Genomic DNA, 15,476 nt, shown 5'->3' on the forward strand with positions numbered 1-15,476 from the left:
GCGCGTGCTCTGGTATCAAGGCGCGTTCTCTTGTGGTGCTATCCATTGATCGATCATGGCAACCAACTCCTCGCGTCGGAAGGGCTTGGCAAGATAGTCGGACATTCCTGCTGCCTTGCACCGCTCCCGCTCCTCGGGCATGGCATTAGCGGTCAAGGCAATGATGGGCAGGTCGGGCCAGCGGCCGCTGTCGCGAATGCGCCGGGTAGCCTCATAGCCATCCATCACGGGCATATTGCAATCCATCAATACCAGGTCGAATGGCTGCTGCTCCAGCGCCTTTATACCTTCGGCACCATTCATGGCCACTTCTACCCGGCAGCCCAGCTTGCTGAGCATGCCTTTGGCGACAAGCTGGTTAACAGGGTTGTCTTCGATCAGCAGAATGCGGGCATGCCGCGCGGTGCTACGTTCACCTGGCAAGGGGGTCGGCAGTGTAGGGGAGGGCTCTTCCAGGTGGCTGCGCAGGAAATCGAGCAGTGCCTGGCGTGACAGCGGGCGCGGTAGCTGGTGCATGGGCGCCAGGTCTGCGGCCTGTTCCACGGGAAGGAAATTGCCATAAGCGGTAACCAGCAACAACGGCGCAGCCACGCTAGGGCGCAATTTTGGCAGGCAATTAAGGCAATCGGTAATGACCAGGTCAGGGGATATGCCATCCAGCGAAGCCTGGCTGTCATGACGCTGGTACTCAAGCCCCCAGCGCGGCAGGTGCTCACCCAGCATTTCAGCCAGCCCGCTTTCAGCCTCGCTGACCAGTACCACAGTGCCGCGCAGCCTGGGGGCAGGGTGGGCAGGCGTATGCACTGGCAGTGGCAGGTCGGCATGAAAACGGCTCCCCATGCCTACGCGCGAGCTGATGCCCAACCGGCCATGCATGGCCGTACACAGGTTGCTGGTAAGGGCTAGCCCTAGGCCTGTGCCACCAAACTGGCGGCTGATACCTGCACCGGCCTGGGTAAAAGGCTCGAAAATCTTGATCTGGGCTTCTGGTGGTATGCCAATGCCGGTGTCTGTAACCTCAATTCGAACCTTGTCTTCCAAGTACTGCAACCTGACGTCTACACGCCCCTGGCGCGTGAACTTCAACGCATTGGACAGCAGGTTGCTGATGACCTGCCGAATGCGCATTGGGTCGCCCACTACCATGGCGGGGAAGCCGGGCTCTACCAGGCATGTCAGTTCTACGTCCGGCGCTGCATTCTGAGAGAACAGGTTGGCCGTGTCTTCGGCCAGTGCCGCAAGGTCGAAGGGAAGCTGTTCAAGTTCCAGCTGGCCGGCGTCGAACTTGGACAGGTCAAGGATATCGTTCAGCAGCTCCACCAGCACCTTGCCCGAGTCATGGGCAATGGCCAGTTGTTGCCGCTGTTCGCTAGAAAGTGGGCTGTCGAGCGTCAGGGCAATCATGCCGAGCAAGCCGTTCAGCGGTGTGCGAATCTCATGGCTCATGTTGGCAAGAAAGGTGGAACGGGCCTGCGCCATTTCCAGTGCGGTACGCTTGGCAACTTCCAGTTCGCGGTTGGTCTGGCTCAACCGCTGGTTGCTGGCTTCGAGCTCAGTAGTGCGTGCCGAAACAATAGATTCCAGTTCATCAAGGTACGCCGTAAGCCGATCCTCGGCGGCGCGGCGCTGGCGTATTTCCACTGCGGTGCGGTCGAGCTGCTGGTTGGCTACCTTGATCAGCACACCTATTTCGTCGTGATGATGGCCGGAGGGCCAGGGCAGGTGTTCTGGGGTGGCCGCGCCAGGGCTTGACCGGCTCAAGTGCTCGATCACATGAACCAGCGGCTTGGTGAGCATGAAATAGAACATCACCAGTAAAATGGCCGTGAACAAGGTGGTGCGAAGAAAGCCGCTGACCAAGGTCACTTCAGCGCGTTCGATGAATCGCCCGCCCAGGGGCGCGGTATCGATCACGACACTGAGCGTTCCCAGCTTCTCGTCCGGCAGGTGTTCCAGAAACAGCGGCACCGAGATTTCAAGGCTGCGCCCGAACAGAACATCGGTGATCATGCGGTACGACGCATCGGCCTTGGAGCGCTGAACTGCCGCCAATAGCGTGTTCTCGTTATCCGTGAGCCGCGCGCTCACTATGGATTCGGAGCGAAGCAGGCCGCGGGTCAGCTCAAGGGCCAGTTCCCGGTCAATGTTATAGGCGATCCGGGAGGCCGGGTTCTGGCTGATTTCCAACAGGGAGGCAATCTGGCGTTTGAGCAGGTCGCGGCTGCTGGCATAATCGAGCGAAATCTGCACCACGCTCAGCAGCGTGCCCAGTAGCAGGCCAACCACCACGGTTAGCCGTGCTTGTTTATAGGACAACCGCTGGTTGAACTTGATACTCATTGGCACAGCACTGATTTCCTTATTGATGTACCCCCCAGCATAGTCAAGAAGGTACGGCCTGGCAGTGGCCAAGGGCGTATCCTGTCTCCTGTATAGCGCGTGTTGGCGCCGAGGTGAAGTTGTGGATGATCGTTTGTATCGCTTTCTCGACCGCGCCGAAGCGGTATTGGCTCGGCTGGAGCCATTGCTCCCGGTAGCTCGTCCGGTTGTAGACTGGACGGTCGCTCTGGCGGCCCGCTGGCAGCAGGACAGCCGTGGCGGCTACCTGCTGCCGCTGGAAGTGCGCCTGGACATTCGCCTGGACGACCTGCGCGGCGTCGACAGGCAGCGAGAGCAGCTAGCGCGCAATACCCGCCAGTTGCTCGACGGCCTGCCGGCCAACCACGCCTTGCTGTGGGGCGCTCGGGGTACGGGCAAGTCCTCGCTGGTTCGGGCCTTGTTAGCCGAATACGCTAGCGCCGGGCTGCGCCTGGTTGAAATCGAGCGGGATCACCTGGCCGACCTTCCACGGGTGGTCGAGCAACTGCAAGGGCTGCCCCAGCGCTTCGTGCTGTTCTGCGACGACCTCTCATTCGAAGCCGGAGAAGGGGATTACCGCGTGCTTAAAAGCGTGCTGGACGGGTCCTTGGAGCAGGCCCCGGAGAACGTGTTGCTGTATGCCACGTCCAATCGTCGCCATCTGGTGCCGGAAAAGCAGAGTGACAACGACAATTGGACGCGTGTAGAGGGTGAGTTGCACCCCAGTGAGGCGGTAGAAGACAAGATTGCCTTGTCGGATCGGTTCGGCCTGTGGCTGTCGTTCTACCCCTTTACCCAGGAACACTACCTGAATGTGGTCGAGCACTGGGTAGGGCAGCTGGCGACCAAGGCCGGCCTGGCCTGGCAGCGGGACCCGGCCTTTGACATTCAGGCCATTCGTTTTGCGACCTCGCGCGGCAACCGCAACGGTCGCTGTGCCTATCAATTTGCCCGCCATTGGGTGGGCCTGCATATGTTGGAGTCGAACCATGATTGATCTGCAAGCTACGGGCGCTGGCCTGGAGGGTTATGCATTACTGGGCGCTCAGCTTGAAGCGCTGCTGGCAGGCGAGCGGGACTTCGTCGCCAACGCTGCCCAGTTCTCGGCATTCCTGTTCAGCGAGCTGCCAGACCTGAACTGGGCGGGCTTCTACCTCAACCGTAACGAGCAACTGGTATTAGGCCCTTTCCAAGGCAAAGTGGCGTGCGTGCGTATTCCCTTCGACAAGGGCGTCTGTGGCGCGGCCGCCCGTACTCGAACCACACAGCGAGTGGAGGATGTGCATGCGTTTGAAGGGCATATCGCTTGCGATAGCGCCTCGAACAGCGAGTTAGTGGTTCCGCTGGTAAAGGCTGGCAGGCTGATTGGTGTGCTGGACCTGGATAGCCCCAGCACGGGCCGGTTTACGGCGCAGGACGCGGAAGGCGTAGAAGCCTTGGTCAGCATTTTCCTGAATGCCACGGACGTGGCCTGAGCGCTGCCCGTGCACTGCGCGCTTGCTGGGCTGAGCGCGCAACGCGTCGGAATCGACGAGCGCTAGTCGTAGAGCGCCTTCTTTTTCCACTCCGTTTCTTCTTCGGTATCTTTCAACCCAGCGGTCAGCGCATTGTGGTCGCCATCCTGAGGCAGGTTCTTGTTCTGCAACATGGCATCGGCCCGGGCGACCATCTTCTGCGCGTAGGACAATTCTTCGTTGTAGAGCGAAGGGTCCGGTTGTTTCTTCAAATATTGCACCGCCCGCTCATACGCCAGGCGCGCCTGGCCAAGCTCTCCGTCAGCCAAGGCCTGCTGCCCGAGGTTATCGAAGAACTCCAAGTGCAGCTTAACCAGCAGGCCACGGATCACATTAGCCCAGTGGCGGGACTCGCCTGGCTTAAAGATGCCTTCCTGGGCAGCCCGCAGTATCTGGTGGTGGAGGCCCTCGATCATGAAGCTAACGTCCTTGGCTTGAGGCTCCGTCACGATCGGCACGGAGGGGTTCTTGATCTCCACCTCTTCCTTGCCCATGTCCAGCTCCAGCTCGGCAAGCCGCTCCTTGAGGGCCAAGCTGGTCTTGTTCAGGGCAAGCGCGCGTTTGACCACATTGTGTTCCAGCCGGTGCATCAGCATTTTCAGCTCCGGCGTGGTGAGCTGGCCCGGGAAACGTTCATTGAGTTCGGCACAGCGGCGCAGGCGGTCCTTGAACTCATGGCCCAACCGCACCTTCTCTGCCTTATTGGCCTCTACCATATTGTTGAGAAAGCCGATGGCAATGAGCAGCGCGATACCCGCTATCACGATTATGGCGATCATCATATGTGTCACGGGGCGGACCTCTTTCGTACCAATGGCTTGAGTGTAGTGGCTGCAGGAACAGGTGCACAGCGCAGCCCGTTGCGCCAGGGCGGGCAGGGCGCTTGAATTATGCGCGTGGCACAAAGCGGGGCATAGCCCTGCGGTGGCATTTTGAAGCCTTCACGCAGGCTCGCTCAGGCTGAAGCCTTTGATTTGAATAATTTTTTCATGAGGGCTTGACGGGTATGGAAACCATCCCTAGAATGCGCGCCACTTGCAGCGTAAAGCACTTTGCTTAGCGTTGCAGGCAGTGAATGTTGTAGCGTGTCCCCTTCGTCTAGTGGCCTAGGACACCGCCCTTTCACGGCGGTAACAGGGGTTCGAGTCCCCTAGGGGACGCCATTGCGGGAATAGCTCAGTTGGTAGAGCACGACCTTGCCAAGGTCGGGGTCGCGAGTTCGAGTCTCGTTTCCCGCTCCAGTTTACATGCGCACTGCTTATGGCGGTGTGGGTAAAACCCGATACCCTTGAGGTGTTGGGCACGAAGCAAGCAGTTAGTGCTTCGGGCAGTTGTCCCCTTCGTCTAGTGGCCTAGGACACCGCCCTTTCACGGCGGTAACAGGGGTTCGAGTCCCCTAGGGGACGCCATTGCGGGAATAGCTCAGTTGGTAGAGCACGACCTTGCCAAGGTCGGGGTCGCGAGTTCGAGTCTCGTTTCCCGCTCCAAATTCAGGTGAGCCTTTTCAAGGTGAGCCTAATGAAAAAAGGACCTTCGGGTCCTTTTTTCATGCCTGTGATTCGCGGCATGGCTGAACGCGCACGGCATATCTAACTACCACCCAGCCCTTGTCATCGATCCTAGAGTAGTGGCCCCATCCTTATCAGGGCCATCATCATGACCTCTCTGTACCCCTATACCGACGCCGACCTGGACCAGGCGTTTGCCATGCTCAGTGAATCGCTTTTCGACAAGCGTCGGGACGCTGACTGCACTACCTGTAAGCCTGGTCCGAAAATGCTCATCGTGGCGGGTGCTCAAGGCTCGGGTAAAACCTATTTGCTTGAGAACACACTGCTGCCCAGCGGGCGCTACAGCAACTATGTACGGTTGTATTTGCCCTCCTTCCGGGAGCTGCATCCTCATTACGCGCGAATGAAAGAGCACGGCGTGCTGCATGTCTATGAGCACACGGAGGCCTTCGTCTGGGCACTGGGCCGCAAGGTGTTTGAGTATGCTTTCAGCAACCGTTACAACATCATCATGGAGTCGGCGCTTGACAGCCCGGCGTTTGCTGAATTTCCACCCGTGGCCGTGGAAAAAGGCTATCAGTTCGATGTCCATATGATTGCCTGCCAGAAGGAGTTCAGTCACTGGGCAACGCTGGACCGGGGTGTGAGAAGTCTTGAAAGGAATGAGCTTGAACGTTTCTTGACCTTGTCAGCGATCGAGGTCTCGCAACTCAATGCGAAATCGATCCTCGATGCCTTCGAGAATGCCTGCACGCAAGTACCGGGCTCCCAGATCACACTCTACCATCGGGGCATTGAAACCGGCATGGACAGCAAGCCATTGTGTCACAGCCATTGTGACGCCCCGGCCCAGCTAACCCCCCAAGCCGATTACGATGGGCAACCCTTCGTACAACTGGCGAGGGTTAATCCTTCCTTCAGGATACTTCGCAACGCTCAGGCAGATTTTCCCTGCTCGTACCTTCAATACGCCCAGGTTGTGCATGCGGGCATGACTGATCCGCACGTGCGTCAGGAAATGGTGAAGTTCTGTTGCAAGACGCTGGGACGAGCACAGTCATTGATGCCAAAGGTGCCGGAAGATGTATTCCGGGCGTTGAGCCTGTACCTCCTGAAATACATCTATCCTTGAACCCGTGATCCAAGCAGGGGAGATAGCCTGGCCTGACCCAGCCCTGCTGGCTCGAATGCCCTGCAGCCCCGTGCAAGCCCAGCGCGTATCAATGCCGGGGGGCATTCTCGGACATGGCCAGCAGTTGCTTCTCCTGGTTCCAGTCGAAAGGCTCATCGTTGGCCTCGGCATCGTGGCGGCGATCTTCGAGCTGCTGGTACAGGTCGATTTCGTCATCGGGCATGTAGTGAAGGCAATCGCCCCCGAAGAACCATAACAAATCACGAGGGACCAGGTGGGCGATCTGCGGGTAGCGGGTGAACACCTGGCAGAGCAGGTCCTGGCCGAGGTAGAAGTTTTCCGGTGCTTCATGCGCCAGTGCATCGATCAATTCATCGAAGCGCTCTACGAACAGTGCATGGCTTTCTTCCGGCACTTGCTCGGCCTCGCCCAATGCCACAAGAATTCCACGCAAGTGGCGAAGCAGCGCCAGGTGATGTTCAACGAACGGATTGGCCACGAAAATCTCCAATGTGAAGGGCGCGCCAGTATAGGCGCCGCCGTTACGGTTGTCCTTCCCGCTGCAGCTTTGCATTGAAACGGCAGGCAGGCCGGCGAAACTTAGGCCCCGCTAAGCCGGTCGGTGGTTCAAGGGCAAACGGAAAGAGCATGTGGGCTGATAGTTATTATCAATGCCACTGACTGTACTGCTCTATCATGCTAGGTCAGCATGAAACGCGCCCCCAAGCATTGTAATCCACTCCTGTGGCCCTTAACGTTCGCGCCACCTTCCTATCGGTACTGATCAGTCATGAGTTCTGCACTGGCCATTCGGCAGTTAACCAAGACCTACGGCAACGGCTTCCAGGCCCTGAGGGGTATTGATCTGGACGTTGCAGAGGGCGATTTTTTTGCCTTGCTCGGCCCCAATGGTGCCGGCAAATCCACCACCATTGGCATTCTGTCTACCCTGGTCAATAAAACCAGCGGTACTGTCAATGTGTTCGGCCATGACTTGGACAAGGACCCAGCGAGGCTCAAGCGTGCCATAGGTGTCGTGCCCCAGGAATTCAACTTCAACCAGTTTGAAAAAGTATTCGACATTGTTGTTACCCAGGCCGGCTATTACGGAATCCCTCCCAAGGTCGCCAAGACACGGGCCGAGCAATACCTGACGCAACTGGGATTGTGGGAAAAGCGTGATTCGCCCTCCCGTTCGCTGTCGGGGGGCATGAAGCGCCGCCTGATGATTGCGCGGGCTCTGATCCACGAACCACGGTTGCTGATTCTCGATGAGCCTACCGCTGGGGTGGACATCGAACTACGCCGCTCTATGTGGGCCTTTCTGACCGAGCTCAACGAGCGTGGCATCACGATCATTCTGACTACCCACTACCTGGAAGAAGCCGAGCAGCTGTGCCGCAATATCGGCATCATCGACCACGGCACCATTGCCGAGAACACCAGCATGCGTGCCTTGCTGGGCAAGTTGACCGTGGAAACCTTTGTGCTGGACCTGCGGCAAAACCTGGCCGTGGCGCCTACCCTGGCGGGCTACCCTTGCAGTTTGCTGGACCCCCACACCCTAGAGGTGCAAGTGGACAAACAAGTAGGTGTGACGCAGCTATTCAGCCAGCTGGCCATGCAGAACATTGAAGTGCAAAGCCTGCGCAACAAGACTAATCGCCTTGAGGAGTTGTTTGTGTCACTGGTTGAAAAAAACCTGGCGAAGGTGGCCGTATGAGTTCCGAATTCACGCCCAACCTCGTGGCGCTCAATACCATCGTGTACCGAGAAGTGCGCAGGTTCATGCGGATCTGGCCGCAGACCCTGCTACCACCGGCCATCACCATGGTGCTGTACTTCGTGATATTCGGAAACCTGATCGGCCGCCAGATTGGCGACATGAACGGATTTACCTACATGCAGTACATCGTGCCCGGCCTGATCATGATGTCGGTGATCACCAACTCGTACGGCAACGTGGTTTCAAGCTTCTTCGGCGCCAAGTTCCAACGCTCCATCGAGGAGCTTATGGTGTCTCCAGTGTCCCCCCATATCATTCTGGTGGGCTATGCATTGGGTGGCGTACTGCGCGGGCTGGCAGTCGGCGTGATCGTAACGCTGCTGTCGCTGTTCTTCACCGACCTGCACGTGCATCACCTAGGCGTGACGCTGATAGTGGTGGTGCTGACAGCCACCATTTTCTCGCTGTTAGGCTTCGTCAACGCCGTATTTGCGCGGAATTTCGATGACATTTCTATCATCCCGACCTTTGTGCTCACGCCGTTGACGTACCTGGGGGGTGTGTTTTACTCCATCAACCTGCTGCCACCGATCTGGCAGACCCTTTCGCTCGCTAACCCCGTGCTGCACATGGTGAACGCCTTCCGTTTTGGCATTCTGGGCGTGTCCGATATTCAAATCGGCACGGCGCTGACCTTCATGTGCGTTGCCACCGTAGTGCTTTATATCGCATGCGCACGCCTGCTGGTAAGCGGCCGAGGCATGCGCACCTGAGCTGTCTTAAAACCTGGTAACAGCCTGCTTCATCCCTGGGTGGCGCTTCCCATTCATACTGCACGGGCCACCAGGGAGGGCGGTTATGCAGGCAGCATTGTTGGCGTTTGCAGCAGGGGCACTGGGCGCACGCTGGTGGCCGGGGCCGCCACCTGCCGGGTGGGCTTGCCTGCTTGCGCTGGGTGGCCTGGTGGCCTTGCTGTGCCGCTACAGGCCGGCGACCTGGGCGGGGTGTGCCTTGGCTGGGCTAGCATGGGCATTGCTTGCAGCGGCTCGTGTTGGTGAAGGGCAACTGGCGCCGGAGCTGGACGGCCGTACCCTCTGGCTCGAAGGGACGGTAGCCAGCCTGCCGGTGCGGGGTGAGGCCAATATCAGTTTCATGGTTCAGGGCGCGACCTCCCGGCGCGGTGTACTTCCGTCGCTTATACGCGTGACCTGGCGCAATGGTCCGGTGGTGCGCAGTGGAGAACGCTGGCGGCTGGCGGTCACCCTGTCAGCGCCTCGGGGCCAGGTAAATCCTGGCGGCTTCGACTACGAAGCCTGGCTGTTTGCTCAAGGCCTGGGGGCTACTGGAACGGTCAAGGCCGGGGAGCGGCTCGCAGCCAGCCGCCCTGCTGTCAGGGAAGCTGTGCGGGAGCGGCTATTGGCGTCGAAGGTACAGGTGGCCATTCCTTTGCTGATAGCCCTGGTGCTAGGTGACGATTCGGGGATCACTGCCGCACAGTGGCGCGTACTCCAAGCCACAGGCACTGTGCACCTGTTCGTGATCTCGGGGCAGCACGTAGGGCTGGTGGCTGGCCTGGTATATGGGCTGGTGGCCTGGCTGGCGCGCAGGCGAGGGTGGCCAGGGAGGCTGCCAGGGTTGCCCTGTGCCTGCCTGGGGGCTGGCGGTGCGGCCTTGGGGTATGGGGCGCTGGCGGGCTTTGACGTACCGGTTCAGCGTGCCTGCCTGATGATCCTTGTGACCTTGGTATGGCGGTGGCGTTTTCGGCACATCGGTGTATTCACGCCACTGGTACTGGCCCTGGCGGCCGTATTGGTGGTCAACCCCTTGGTAAGCCTTACGCCTGGGTTCTGGCTATCTTTTTCAGCCGTTGCTGTACTGCTGCTAGCGTTTGCCGGCCGCTTGGGGCGATGGGCATGGTGGCAGGCCTGGTGGCGTGCCCAATGGTGCATCGCGGTAGGGCTGGCTGTCGTCATGGCTGCGCTGGGCTTGGCCGTCAGCCTCACCGGCCCTGTGATCAACCTGGTGGCGGTGCCGTGGGTCGGCCTGGTTGCACTCCCGGCAGCCCTGCTAGGCACCGCAGCCCTCTGGCTTCCTTGGGGAAGTGAACCGCTGCTATGGGTGGCCGGTAACGCGCTGGAGCTGTTGCTGAAGCTGCTAGGGCTAGCAGCCCAAGCGTCGCCACCCTGGTTGCCGTCCCAGCTTCCCCTGTGGGCTTGGCTGCTGGCATTGTTTGGCGCTCTGTTGCTGCTGATGCCGCGCGGGTTGCCACTGCGATGGGCAGGCCTTCCCCTCGTGTTGCAATTGGGCTTTGCACCGCTTCCGCGGCCACCCTGGGGGCAAGCGCAGGTGGTGCAGTTGGACGTGGGTCAAGGGCTGGCCATCCTGGTACGAACCCGCGATCACGCCCTGTTGTTCGATGCTGGGCCACAGTACAGCACAGGCGACGCGGGTGAACGTATTGTGGTGCCTAGCCTCCGTCGCCTGGGTGTACGCCACTTGGATACGCTGGTGGTCAGCCATAACCATGCCGATCACAGCGGCGGTGCGCAGGCCGTTGTAGACGCACTGTCCCCTGGCAGTGTACTGGCGGGTGAGCCAGGCGCCGCGCCTGCTCATTGGCAGGCCGAGGGCTGTGAAGGCAGCGTGCCCTGGACCTGGGACGGCGTTCGCTTCGAACCCTGGCGTTGGTCCGCCGCCCGAAGCCCTAATCCCGCCTCCTGTGTACTGTTGGTCGAAGCAAACGGGCAGCGCCTGCTGCTGACGGGTGATATTGATGCCGAGGCCGAGCGGGCACTGATCACCGCGTACCCGGCCTGGACAGTTGATTGGCTGCAGGTGCCTCATCACGGTAGCCGTACGTCCAGCTCGGCGGCACTGCTCAATGCCCTGTCGCCTCGCGGGGCATTGATTTCGCGAGGCTGGAACAACCGTTTCGGCCATCCCCATGCGCAGGTATCAGCACGGCTCGCCGAGCGGGGCATCGTTGTATTGGACAGCGCGCGACACGGTGCCCTCTCGTGGCACTTGGGCAGTGACGAAGCCCCCACCCTATGGCGACAACAGCGCAGGCTATGGCGTACGACCGACGGTTGACGCCAGGTCTGGTCTGGCAGACGGTTGTGATAGAGTGGCGAAATTTGCTTGAGAGGGACGGTACTGTGTGGGAATTGGTCAAAGCCGGTGGCTGGATGATGCTGCCGATCATTTTGAGTTCCGTCGCTGCGCTGGCGATTGTTGCCGAGCGTTTGTGGACCTTGCGCGCAAGCCGGGTTGCGCCACCTAACCTGATCGCTCAGGTATGGAAGTGGATGAAGGAAAAGCAGCTCAACAACGAAAAGCTCAAGGAGCTGCGAGCCCATTCCCCTTTGGGTGAAATTCTTGCTGCGGGCCTTGCCAACTCCCGTCATGGCCGCGACATCATGAAAGAGTGCATCGAAGAAGCCGCCAGCAGTGTCATTCATGAACTGGAACGCTACGTGGGCGCGCTGGGCACCATTGCGGCCATGGCGCCGCTATTGGGCCTGCTGGGTACCGTGCTGGGCATGATCGATATTTTCAGCGCCTTCAATGCCAGCGGCAACACCACCAATGCCACGGTCTTGGCCGGGGGTATCTCCAAAGCGTTGATCACGACCGCTTCAGGCCTGCTGGTGGCCATTCCTGCCGTATTCTTCCACCGGCTGCTGCAGCGTCGCATCGATGACCTGGTCGTCCGCATGGAGCAGGACGCCATCAAACTGGTGGAAGTGCTGCATGGCGACCGCGATATCGACCTGGATGGAGGCAAAGCGTGAAATTTCGCCGTACTCGCCGGCGTCGCGAAGACATCGAGATCAACCTCACCTCGCTGATCGATGTGGTGTTCATCCTCCTGTTGTTTTTCGTCGTCACTACCACGTTTACACGCGAAACCGGCCTTCAGGTAGAGCTGCCCCAGGCCGTGAATGGCGCCCCTGAGCAGAATCCGCCCAAGCGCCTGGACATCGCCATCAGCGCGGACGGCAACTATGCCATCAACCGGCATGTGCTACCCAAGAGCGACCTGGATACGCTGCTGACGGCGCTGCGGGCTGAATCGGGTGGGGACAACACGCTGCCGCTGTCCATCAGCGCCGATGGCAAAACCCCTCATCAGGCCGTTATCACGGCCATGGACGCCGCTGGGAAGCTGGGTTTCAGCCGGTTGAGCATGACCACGGTCGAGGCGCAGGCAAACCGCTGATGGCGCTTTCGGACCGTTTGCTTGCCGCGTGGTACAAGGGCCATCCGGCCTTGGCATTGCTCAGGCCACTGGAATGCCTTTACCGGCGCGTTGCAGGCCGCCGCCGGCAGGCCTTCATCGACGGCATTCGCCCTTCCTGGAGGGCACCGGTACCGGTGGTGGTCGTGGGTAATATCACCGTCGGCGGAACGGGTAAAACCCCTATGATCCTCTGGTTGATCGAGCATTGCCGGCAGGCGGGCCTGCAGGTAGGCGTGATCAGCCGAGGCTATGGCGCCACACCGCCTCGTTTCCCCTGGCAGGTAACGGCAGGGGACACGGCTGCTGTGGCAGGCGATGAACCCTTGCTGATCGTTCAGCGTAGCGGCGTACCGTTGTGCATCGACCCCGACCGGCCCGAGGCCGCGCGTGCGCTGCTGGCCGAGCATGCCTTGGACCTGATTCTGTGCGATGACGGCCTGCAGCACTACCGCCTCGCCCGCGACCTGGAGTTGGTACTGGTTGATGCAGCGCGTGGGCTGGGCAACCGTCGCTGCCTGCCGGCCGGCCCGCTGCGTGAACCACCTGAACGCTTGAACGACGTCGATGCAGTACTGTGCAATGGCCAGCCAACTGACAGTGCGCTGGGCTACGGCATGCTATTGCAGCCTGTGGCACTGGTAAACGTAGCCTCCGGGGAGCGCGTAGGCCTGGATCATTTTCCTTCCGGCCAGGCGATACATGCCGTGGCCGGCATCGGCAACCCCCAGCGTTTCTTCTCGACCCTCGAAGGGTTAAACTGGCGCCCAATCGAGCATGCATTTGCCGACCACGCTACCTATAGCGCTGCGCAACTGGCTTTCGAGCCACCACTGCCTGTGCTCATGACCGAGAAAGACGCGGTCAAGTGCCAGGGCTTTGCCCGCGCCAACTGGTGGTACCTGGCAGTCGATGCACGCCCCTCACCGGCGTTCGTGGCCTGGTTCGATGCCCGCCTGGCGCACCTGATCGGCAGCGCACCTGCCTGACAACGCCCCTACCTGATGCAAGGACCTTATGGACACCAAACTGCTCGATATCCTCGCCTGCCCCCTTTGCAAGGGCCCGCTCAAGCTCAGCGAAGACAAGACGGAGCTGATCAGTAAAGGGGCTGGGGTGGCCTATCCGATTCGCGACGGCATTCCGGTGATGCTGGAAACGGAAGCCCGTACCCTGACCGACGACGAGCGCCTGGAAAAATGACCGTACCCTTTACGGTGGTGATTCCTGCACGCTATGCCTCCACGCGTTTTCCCGGCAAGCCGCTGCAGGACCTCGCCGGCAAGCCAATAATCCAGCGTGTGTGGGAGCAGGCCAGGCTCAGCGGCGCCACCCGTGTTGTCGTGGCCACAGATGACCTGCGCATTCAGGCGGCATGCCAGGGTTTCGGGGCCGAGGTTGTCATGACGCGGGACGACCATGAATCTGGCACTGACAGGCTGGCAGAAGTGACTGCTGCCCTGGGCCTTGGCAGCGATGCCATTGTCGTGAACGTACAGGGTGACGAGCCGCTGATTCCGCCTGCGGTGATCGACCAGGTGGCTGCGAACCTGGCGACCAGCGCTGAAGCAGGCATGGCGACGCTTAGTGAGCCGTTGCTGGATGCACACCAGTTGTTCAACCCAAATGTGGTCAAGGTAGTCACCGACGTGAACGGCCTGGCGCTCACGTTCAGCCGCGCGCCGTTGCCATGGGCGCGTGATGCCTTGGCCCAGCGGCCAACCGAGTTGCCCGATGGCGTTCCCTATCGGCGTCATATCGGCATCTACGCCTACCGCGCCGGCTTTCTGCAGGATTTCGTACGCTGGGGCCCCTGCTGGCTGGAAAAAACCGAATCCCTGGAACAACTCAGGGCGCTATGGCACGGCGTGCGCATCCACGTGGCCGATGCGCAGGTTGCGCCGCCGCCGGGTGTTGATACGCCCGAAGACCTGGAGCGTGTCCGGCGCCTGCTGGAGGCCGGATGACCCTGTCGATTCGCCAGGCCGTCTCTCTCAAGCCTTACAACACCTTTGGGGTTGAGGCCAAGGCGGCCTATTTTGTCGACGTTACCGACGACGCTTCATTGGTCGCTGCGCTGGAGTACGCCAAGGCTCGGTCCCTGCCCGTGCATATCCTGGGCGGAGGCAGCAACTTGTTGCTGTTGGGCGATGTACCGGGCCTGGTGATTCGCATGGCCAGCCGCGGGCAGCGCATCGTGCAGGCTGGCACCCCCCATGTGCTAGTGGAGGCAGAGGCCGGCGAGCCCTGGCACCCCTTTGTATGCTTCACACTTGAACAAGGCCTGGCAGGCCTTGAGAACCTCAGCCTCATACCGGGAACGGTAGGCGCAGCACCCATGCAGAACGTAGGGGCTTATGGTGTTGAAATAAAGGATGTGTTTGCGGGCCTCACGGCCCTGGATCGCCACACGAATACACTGGCCGACTTCTCCCTGGAAGACTGCCGTTTCGGTTACCGCGACAGCGTGTTCAAGCAGCAGCCCGGCCGTTGGATCATCCTGCGCGTTCGTTTCCAGCTCAGCCGTGAGGCCCCTTTGCACCTGGAATACGGGCCGGTTCGGCAACGCCTGGCCATACGTGGCATTGACGAGGTCACGCCACAGGCCGTGAGCGATGCCATTTGTGAGATCCGCCGAGAAAAGCTGCCAGACCCCGCCACGCTGGGCAACGCTGGCAGTTTCTTCAAGAACCCTGTGGTGCCCCAGGCCCAGGCCGCTGCCCTCGCTGCACAATGGCCCGGTCTGGTGGCTTATCCTCAGGGCGACCAGCAGGCCAAGCTGGCGGCAGGCTGGTTGATCGAGCAGGCAGGTTGGAAGGGCTGCCGCCGCGGTGACGCTGGTGTGCACAAGGACCAGGCCTTGGTGCTGGTCAACCATGGCTCGGCCACAGGCCCCGAGTTGCTGGCGTTGGCCCGGGACATTCAGGCCAGTATTCAGGCGCGTTTTGGCGTTACGCTTGAAATGGAGCCCAATCTGCTACCTGCAGGCTGAACC

Annotated in this window: 15 protein-coding genes and 4 tRNA genes; 16 read left to right on the top strand and 3 right to left on the bottom strand. The window is 60.4% G+C overall.

Translation table 11 applies throughout. From position 1 onward, the window contains the following. Window positions 1–15 precede the first annotated feature (15 nt). Window positions 16–2,340 carry a response regulator gene (locus ACSAMW_RS20065; RefSeq protein ID WP_500591761.1) on the bottom strand — a complete coding sequence of 775 codons (2,325 nt, stop codon included), beginning with the start codon at window positions 2,338–2,340 and terminating at the stop codon, window positions 16–18. Between the two features lie 121 nt (window positions 2,341–2,461). On the opposite strand from ACSAMW_RS20065, the gene ACSAMW_RS20070 reads away from it, so the two are divergent. Next, the gene (locus ACSAMW_RS20070; RefSeq protein WP_500591762.1) at window positions 2,462–3,355 is read left to right on the top strand and encodes an ATP-binding protein; all 894 of its coding nucleotides are present in this window, start codon (window positions 2,462–2,464) and stop codon (window positions 3,353–3,355) included. After that, window positions 3,348–3,833, top strand: a complete 486-nt coding sequence (locus tag ACSAMW_RS20075) for a GAF domain-containing protein (protein WP_500591763.1) — start codon at window positions 3,348–3,350, stop codon at window positions 3,831–3,833. Before ACSAMW_RS20070 ends, ACSAMW_RS20075 begins: the two co-directional genes overlap by 8 nt. A gap of 62 nt (window positions 3,834–3,895) precedes the next feature. On the opposite strand, the gene ACSAMW_RS20080 is transcribed toward ACSAMW_RS20075, so the two are convergent. After that, window positions 3,896–4,663, bottom strand: a complete 768-nt coding sequence (locus tag ACSAMW_RS20080; RefSeq protein ID WP_500591764.1) for a hypothetical protein — start codon at window positions 4,661–4,663, stop codon at window positions 3,896–3,898. Between the two features lie 296 nt (window positions 4,664–4,959). Here ACSAMW_RS20080 and ACSAMW_RS20085 point away from each other — a divergent pair. The 5 genes from ACSAMW_RS20085 to ACSAMW_RS20105 all read left to right on the top strand — a co-directional run bounded on the left by ACSAMW_RS20085 (window position 4,960) and on the right by ACSAMW_RS20105 (window position 6,515). Beyond that, a tRNA-Glu gene (locus ACSAMW_RS20085) sits at window positions 4,960–5,035 on the top strand. Window positions 5,036–5,037: 2 nt separating this feature from the next. Then, window positions 5,038–5,113 (top strand) — tRNA-Gly (locus ACSAMW_RS20090). Between the two features lie 92 nt (window positions 5,114–5,205). Continuing rightward, window positions 5,206–5,281 (top strand) — tRNA-Glu (locus ACSAMW_RS20095). Window positions 5,282–5,283: 2 nt separating this feature from the next. Then, window positions 5,284–5,359: transfer RNA gene (locus ACSAMW_RS20100), tRNA-Gly, on the top strand. 169 nt (window positions 5,360–5,528) lie between these two features. Then, window positions 5,529–6,515, top strand: a complete 987-nt coding sequence (locus ACSAMW_RS20105) for a zeta toxin family protein (RefSeq protein ID WP_500591765.1) — start codon at window positions 5,529–5,531, stop codon at window positions 6,513–6,515. Between the two features lie 88 nt (window positions 6,516–6,603). Here ACSAMW_RS20105 and ACSAMW_RS20110 read toward each other — a convergent pair whose 3' ends face one another. Continuing rightward, the gene (locus ACSAMW_RS20110; RefSeq protein ID WP_500591766.1) at window positions 6,604–7,014 is read right to left on the bottom strand and encodes a PA2817 family protein; all 411 of its coding nucleotides are present in this window, start codon (window positions 7,012–7,014) and stop codon (window positions 6,604–6,606) included. A gap of 291 nt (window positions 7,015–7,305) precedes the next feature. Here ACSAMW_RS20110 and ACSAMW_RS20115 point away from each other — a divergent pair, with 291 nt between their 5' ends. From ACSAMW_RS20115 to murB, 9 genes are all read left to right on the top strand, one after another. Next, window positions 7,306–8,238, top strand: coding sequence for an ABC transporter ATP-binding protein (locus ACSAMW_RS20115; RefSeq protein ID WP_500591767.1), 933 nt, complete (start codon window positions 7,306–7,308; stop codon window positions 8,236–8,238). After that, on the top strand, window positions 8,235–9,014 hold the full coding sequence (locus ACSAMW_RS20120) for an ABC transporter permease (protein WP_500591768.1): 780 nt from the start codon (window positions 8,235–8,237) through the stop codon (window positions 9,012–9,014). The genes ACSAMW_RS20115 and ACSAMW_RS20120 overlap by 4 nt, the downstream gene beginning before the upstream one ends. Window positions 9,015–9,099: 85 nt before the next feature. Next, entirely contained in the window at window positions 9,100–11,334 is a 2,235-nt protein-coding gene (locus tag ACSAMW_RS20125; RefSeq protein ID WP_500591769.1) for a DNA internalization-related competence protein ComEC/Rec2, read from the top strand. A 65-nt stretch (window positions 11,335–11,399) separates the two neighbouring features. Then, window positions 11,400–12,035, top strand: a complete 636-nt coding sequence (gene pocA, locus ACSAMW_RS20130; protein WP_500594091.1) for a flagellar polar localization protein PocA — start codon at window positions 11,400–11,402, stop codon at window positions 12,033–12,035. Next, window positions 12,032–12,463 (top strand): flagellar polar localization protein PocB, encoded by a 432-nt coding sequence (gene pocB, locus ACSAMW_RS20135; RefSeq protein ID WP_500591770.1) that lies wholly within the window; start codon window positions 12,032–12,034, stop codon window positions 12,461–12,463. The genes pocA and pocB overlap by 4 nt, the downstream gene beginning before the upstream one ends. Beyond that, complete coding sequence (gene lpxK, locus ACSAMW_RS20140; protein ID WP_500591771.1) at window positions 12,463–13,470, top strand: tetraacyldisaccharide 4'-kinase; 1,008 nt, start codon at window positions 12,463–12,465, stop codon at window positions 13,468–13,470. The genes pocB and lpxK overlap by 1 nt, the downstream gene beginning before the upstream one ends. A gap of 28 nt (window positions 13,471–13,498) precedes the next feature. After that, window positions 13,499–13,684 carry a Trm112 family protein gene (locus tag ACSAMW_RS20145; protein WP_168081880.1) on the top strand — a complete coding sequence of 62 codons (186 nt, stop codon included), beginning with the start codon at window positions 13,499–13,501 and terminating at the stop codon, window positions 13,682–13,684. Further along, a complete protein-coding gene (kdsB, locus tag ACSAMW_RS20150; protein ID WP_500591772.1) occupies window positions 13,681–14,448 on the top strand; it encodes a 3-deoxy-manno-octulosonate cytidylyltransferase in 768 nt (255 codons plus the stop codon). The genes ACSAMW_RS20145 and kdsB overlap by 4 nt, the downstream gene beginning before the upstream one ends. After that, on the top strand, window positions 14,445–15,473 hold the full coding sequence (gene murB, locus ACSAMW_RS20155) for a UDP-N-acetylmuramate dehydrogenase (protein WP_500591773.1): 1,029 nt from the start codon (window positions 14,445–14,447) through the stop codon (window positions 15,471–15,473). Before kdsB ends, murB begins: the two co-directional genes overlap by 4 nt. The last annotated feature ends 3 nt before the right edge of the window (window positions 15,474–15,476 follow it).

The organism is Pseudomonas sp. AB39(2026) (assembly GCF_059831485.1).

What these genes read in the sequence shown, in the direction of transcription:
- ACSAMW_RS20065 (WP_500591761.1), bottom strand. Translation starts at nt 2,340, where the DNA reads ATGAGTATCAAGTTCAACCAGCGGTTGTCCTATAAACAAGCACGGCTA.
- ACSAMW_RS20075 (WP_500591763.1), top strand. Translation starts at nt 3,348, where the DNA reads ATGATTGATCTGCAAGCTACGGGCGCTGGCCTGGAGGGTTATGCATTA.
- ACSAMW_RS20105 (WP_500591765.1), top strand. Translation starts at nt 5,529, where the DNA reads ATGACCTCTCTGTACCCCTATACCGACGCCGACCTGGACCAGGCGTTT.
- ACSAMW_RS20115 (WP_500591767.1), top strand. Translation starts at nt 7,306, where the DNA reads ATGAGTTCTGCACTGGCCATTCGGCAGTTAACCAAGACCTACGGCAAC.
- ACSAMW_RS20120 (WP_500591768.1), top strand. Translation starts at nt 8,235, where the DNA reads ATGAGTTCCGAATTCACGCCCAACCTCGTGGCGCTCAATACCATCGTG.
- ACSAMW_RS20125 (WP_500591769.1), top strand. Translation starts at nt 9,100, where the DNA reads ATGCAGGCAGCATTGTTGGCGTTTGCAGCAGGGGCACTGGGCGCACGC.
- lpxK (WP_500591771.1), top strand. Translation starts at nt 12,463, where the DNA reads ATGGCGCTTTCGGACCGTTTGCTTGCCGCGTGGTACAAGGGCCATCCG.
- ACSAMW_RS20145 (WP_168081880.1), top strand. Translation starts at nt 13,499, where the DNA reads ATGGACACCAAACTGCTCGATATCCTCGCCTGCCCCCTTTGCAAGGGC.
- kdsB (WP_500591772.1), top strand. Translation starts at nt 13,681, where the DNA reads ATGACCGTACCCTTTACGGTGGTGATTCCTGCACGCTATGCCTCCACG.
- murB (WP_500591773.1), top strand. Translation starts at nt 14,445, where the DNA reads ATGACCCTGTCGATTCGCCAGGCCGTCTCTCTCAAGCCTTACAACACC.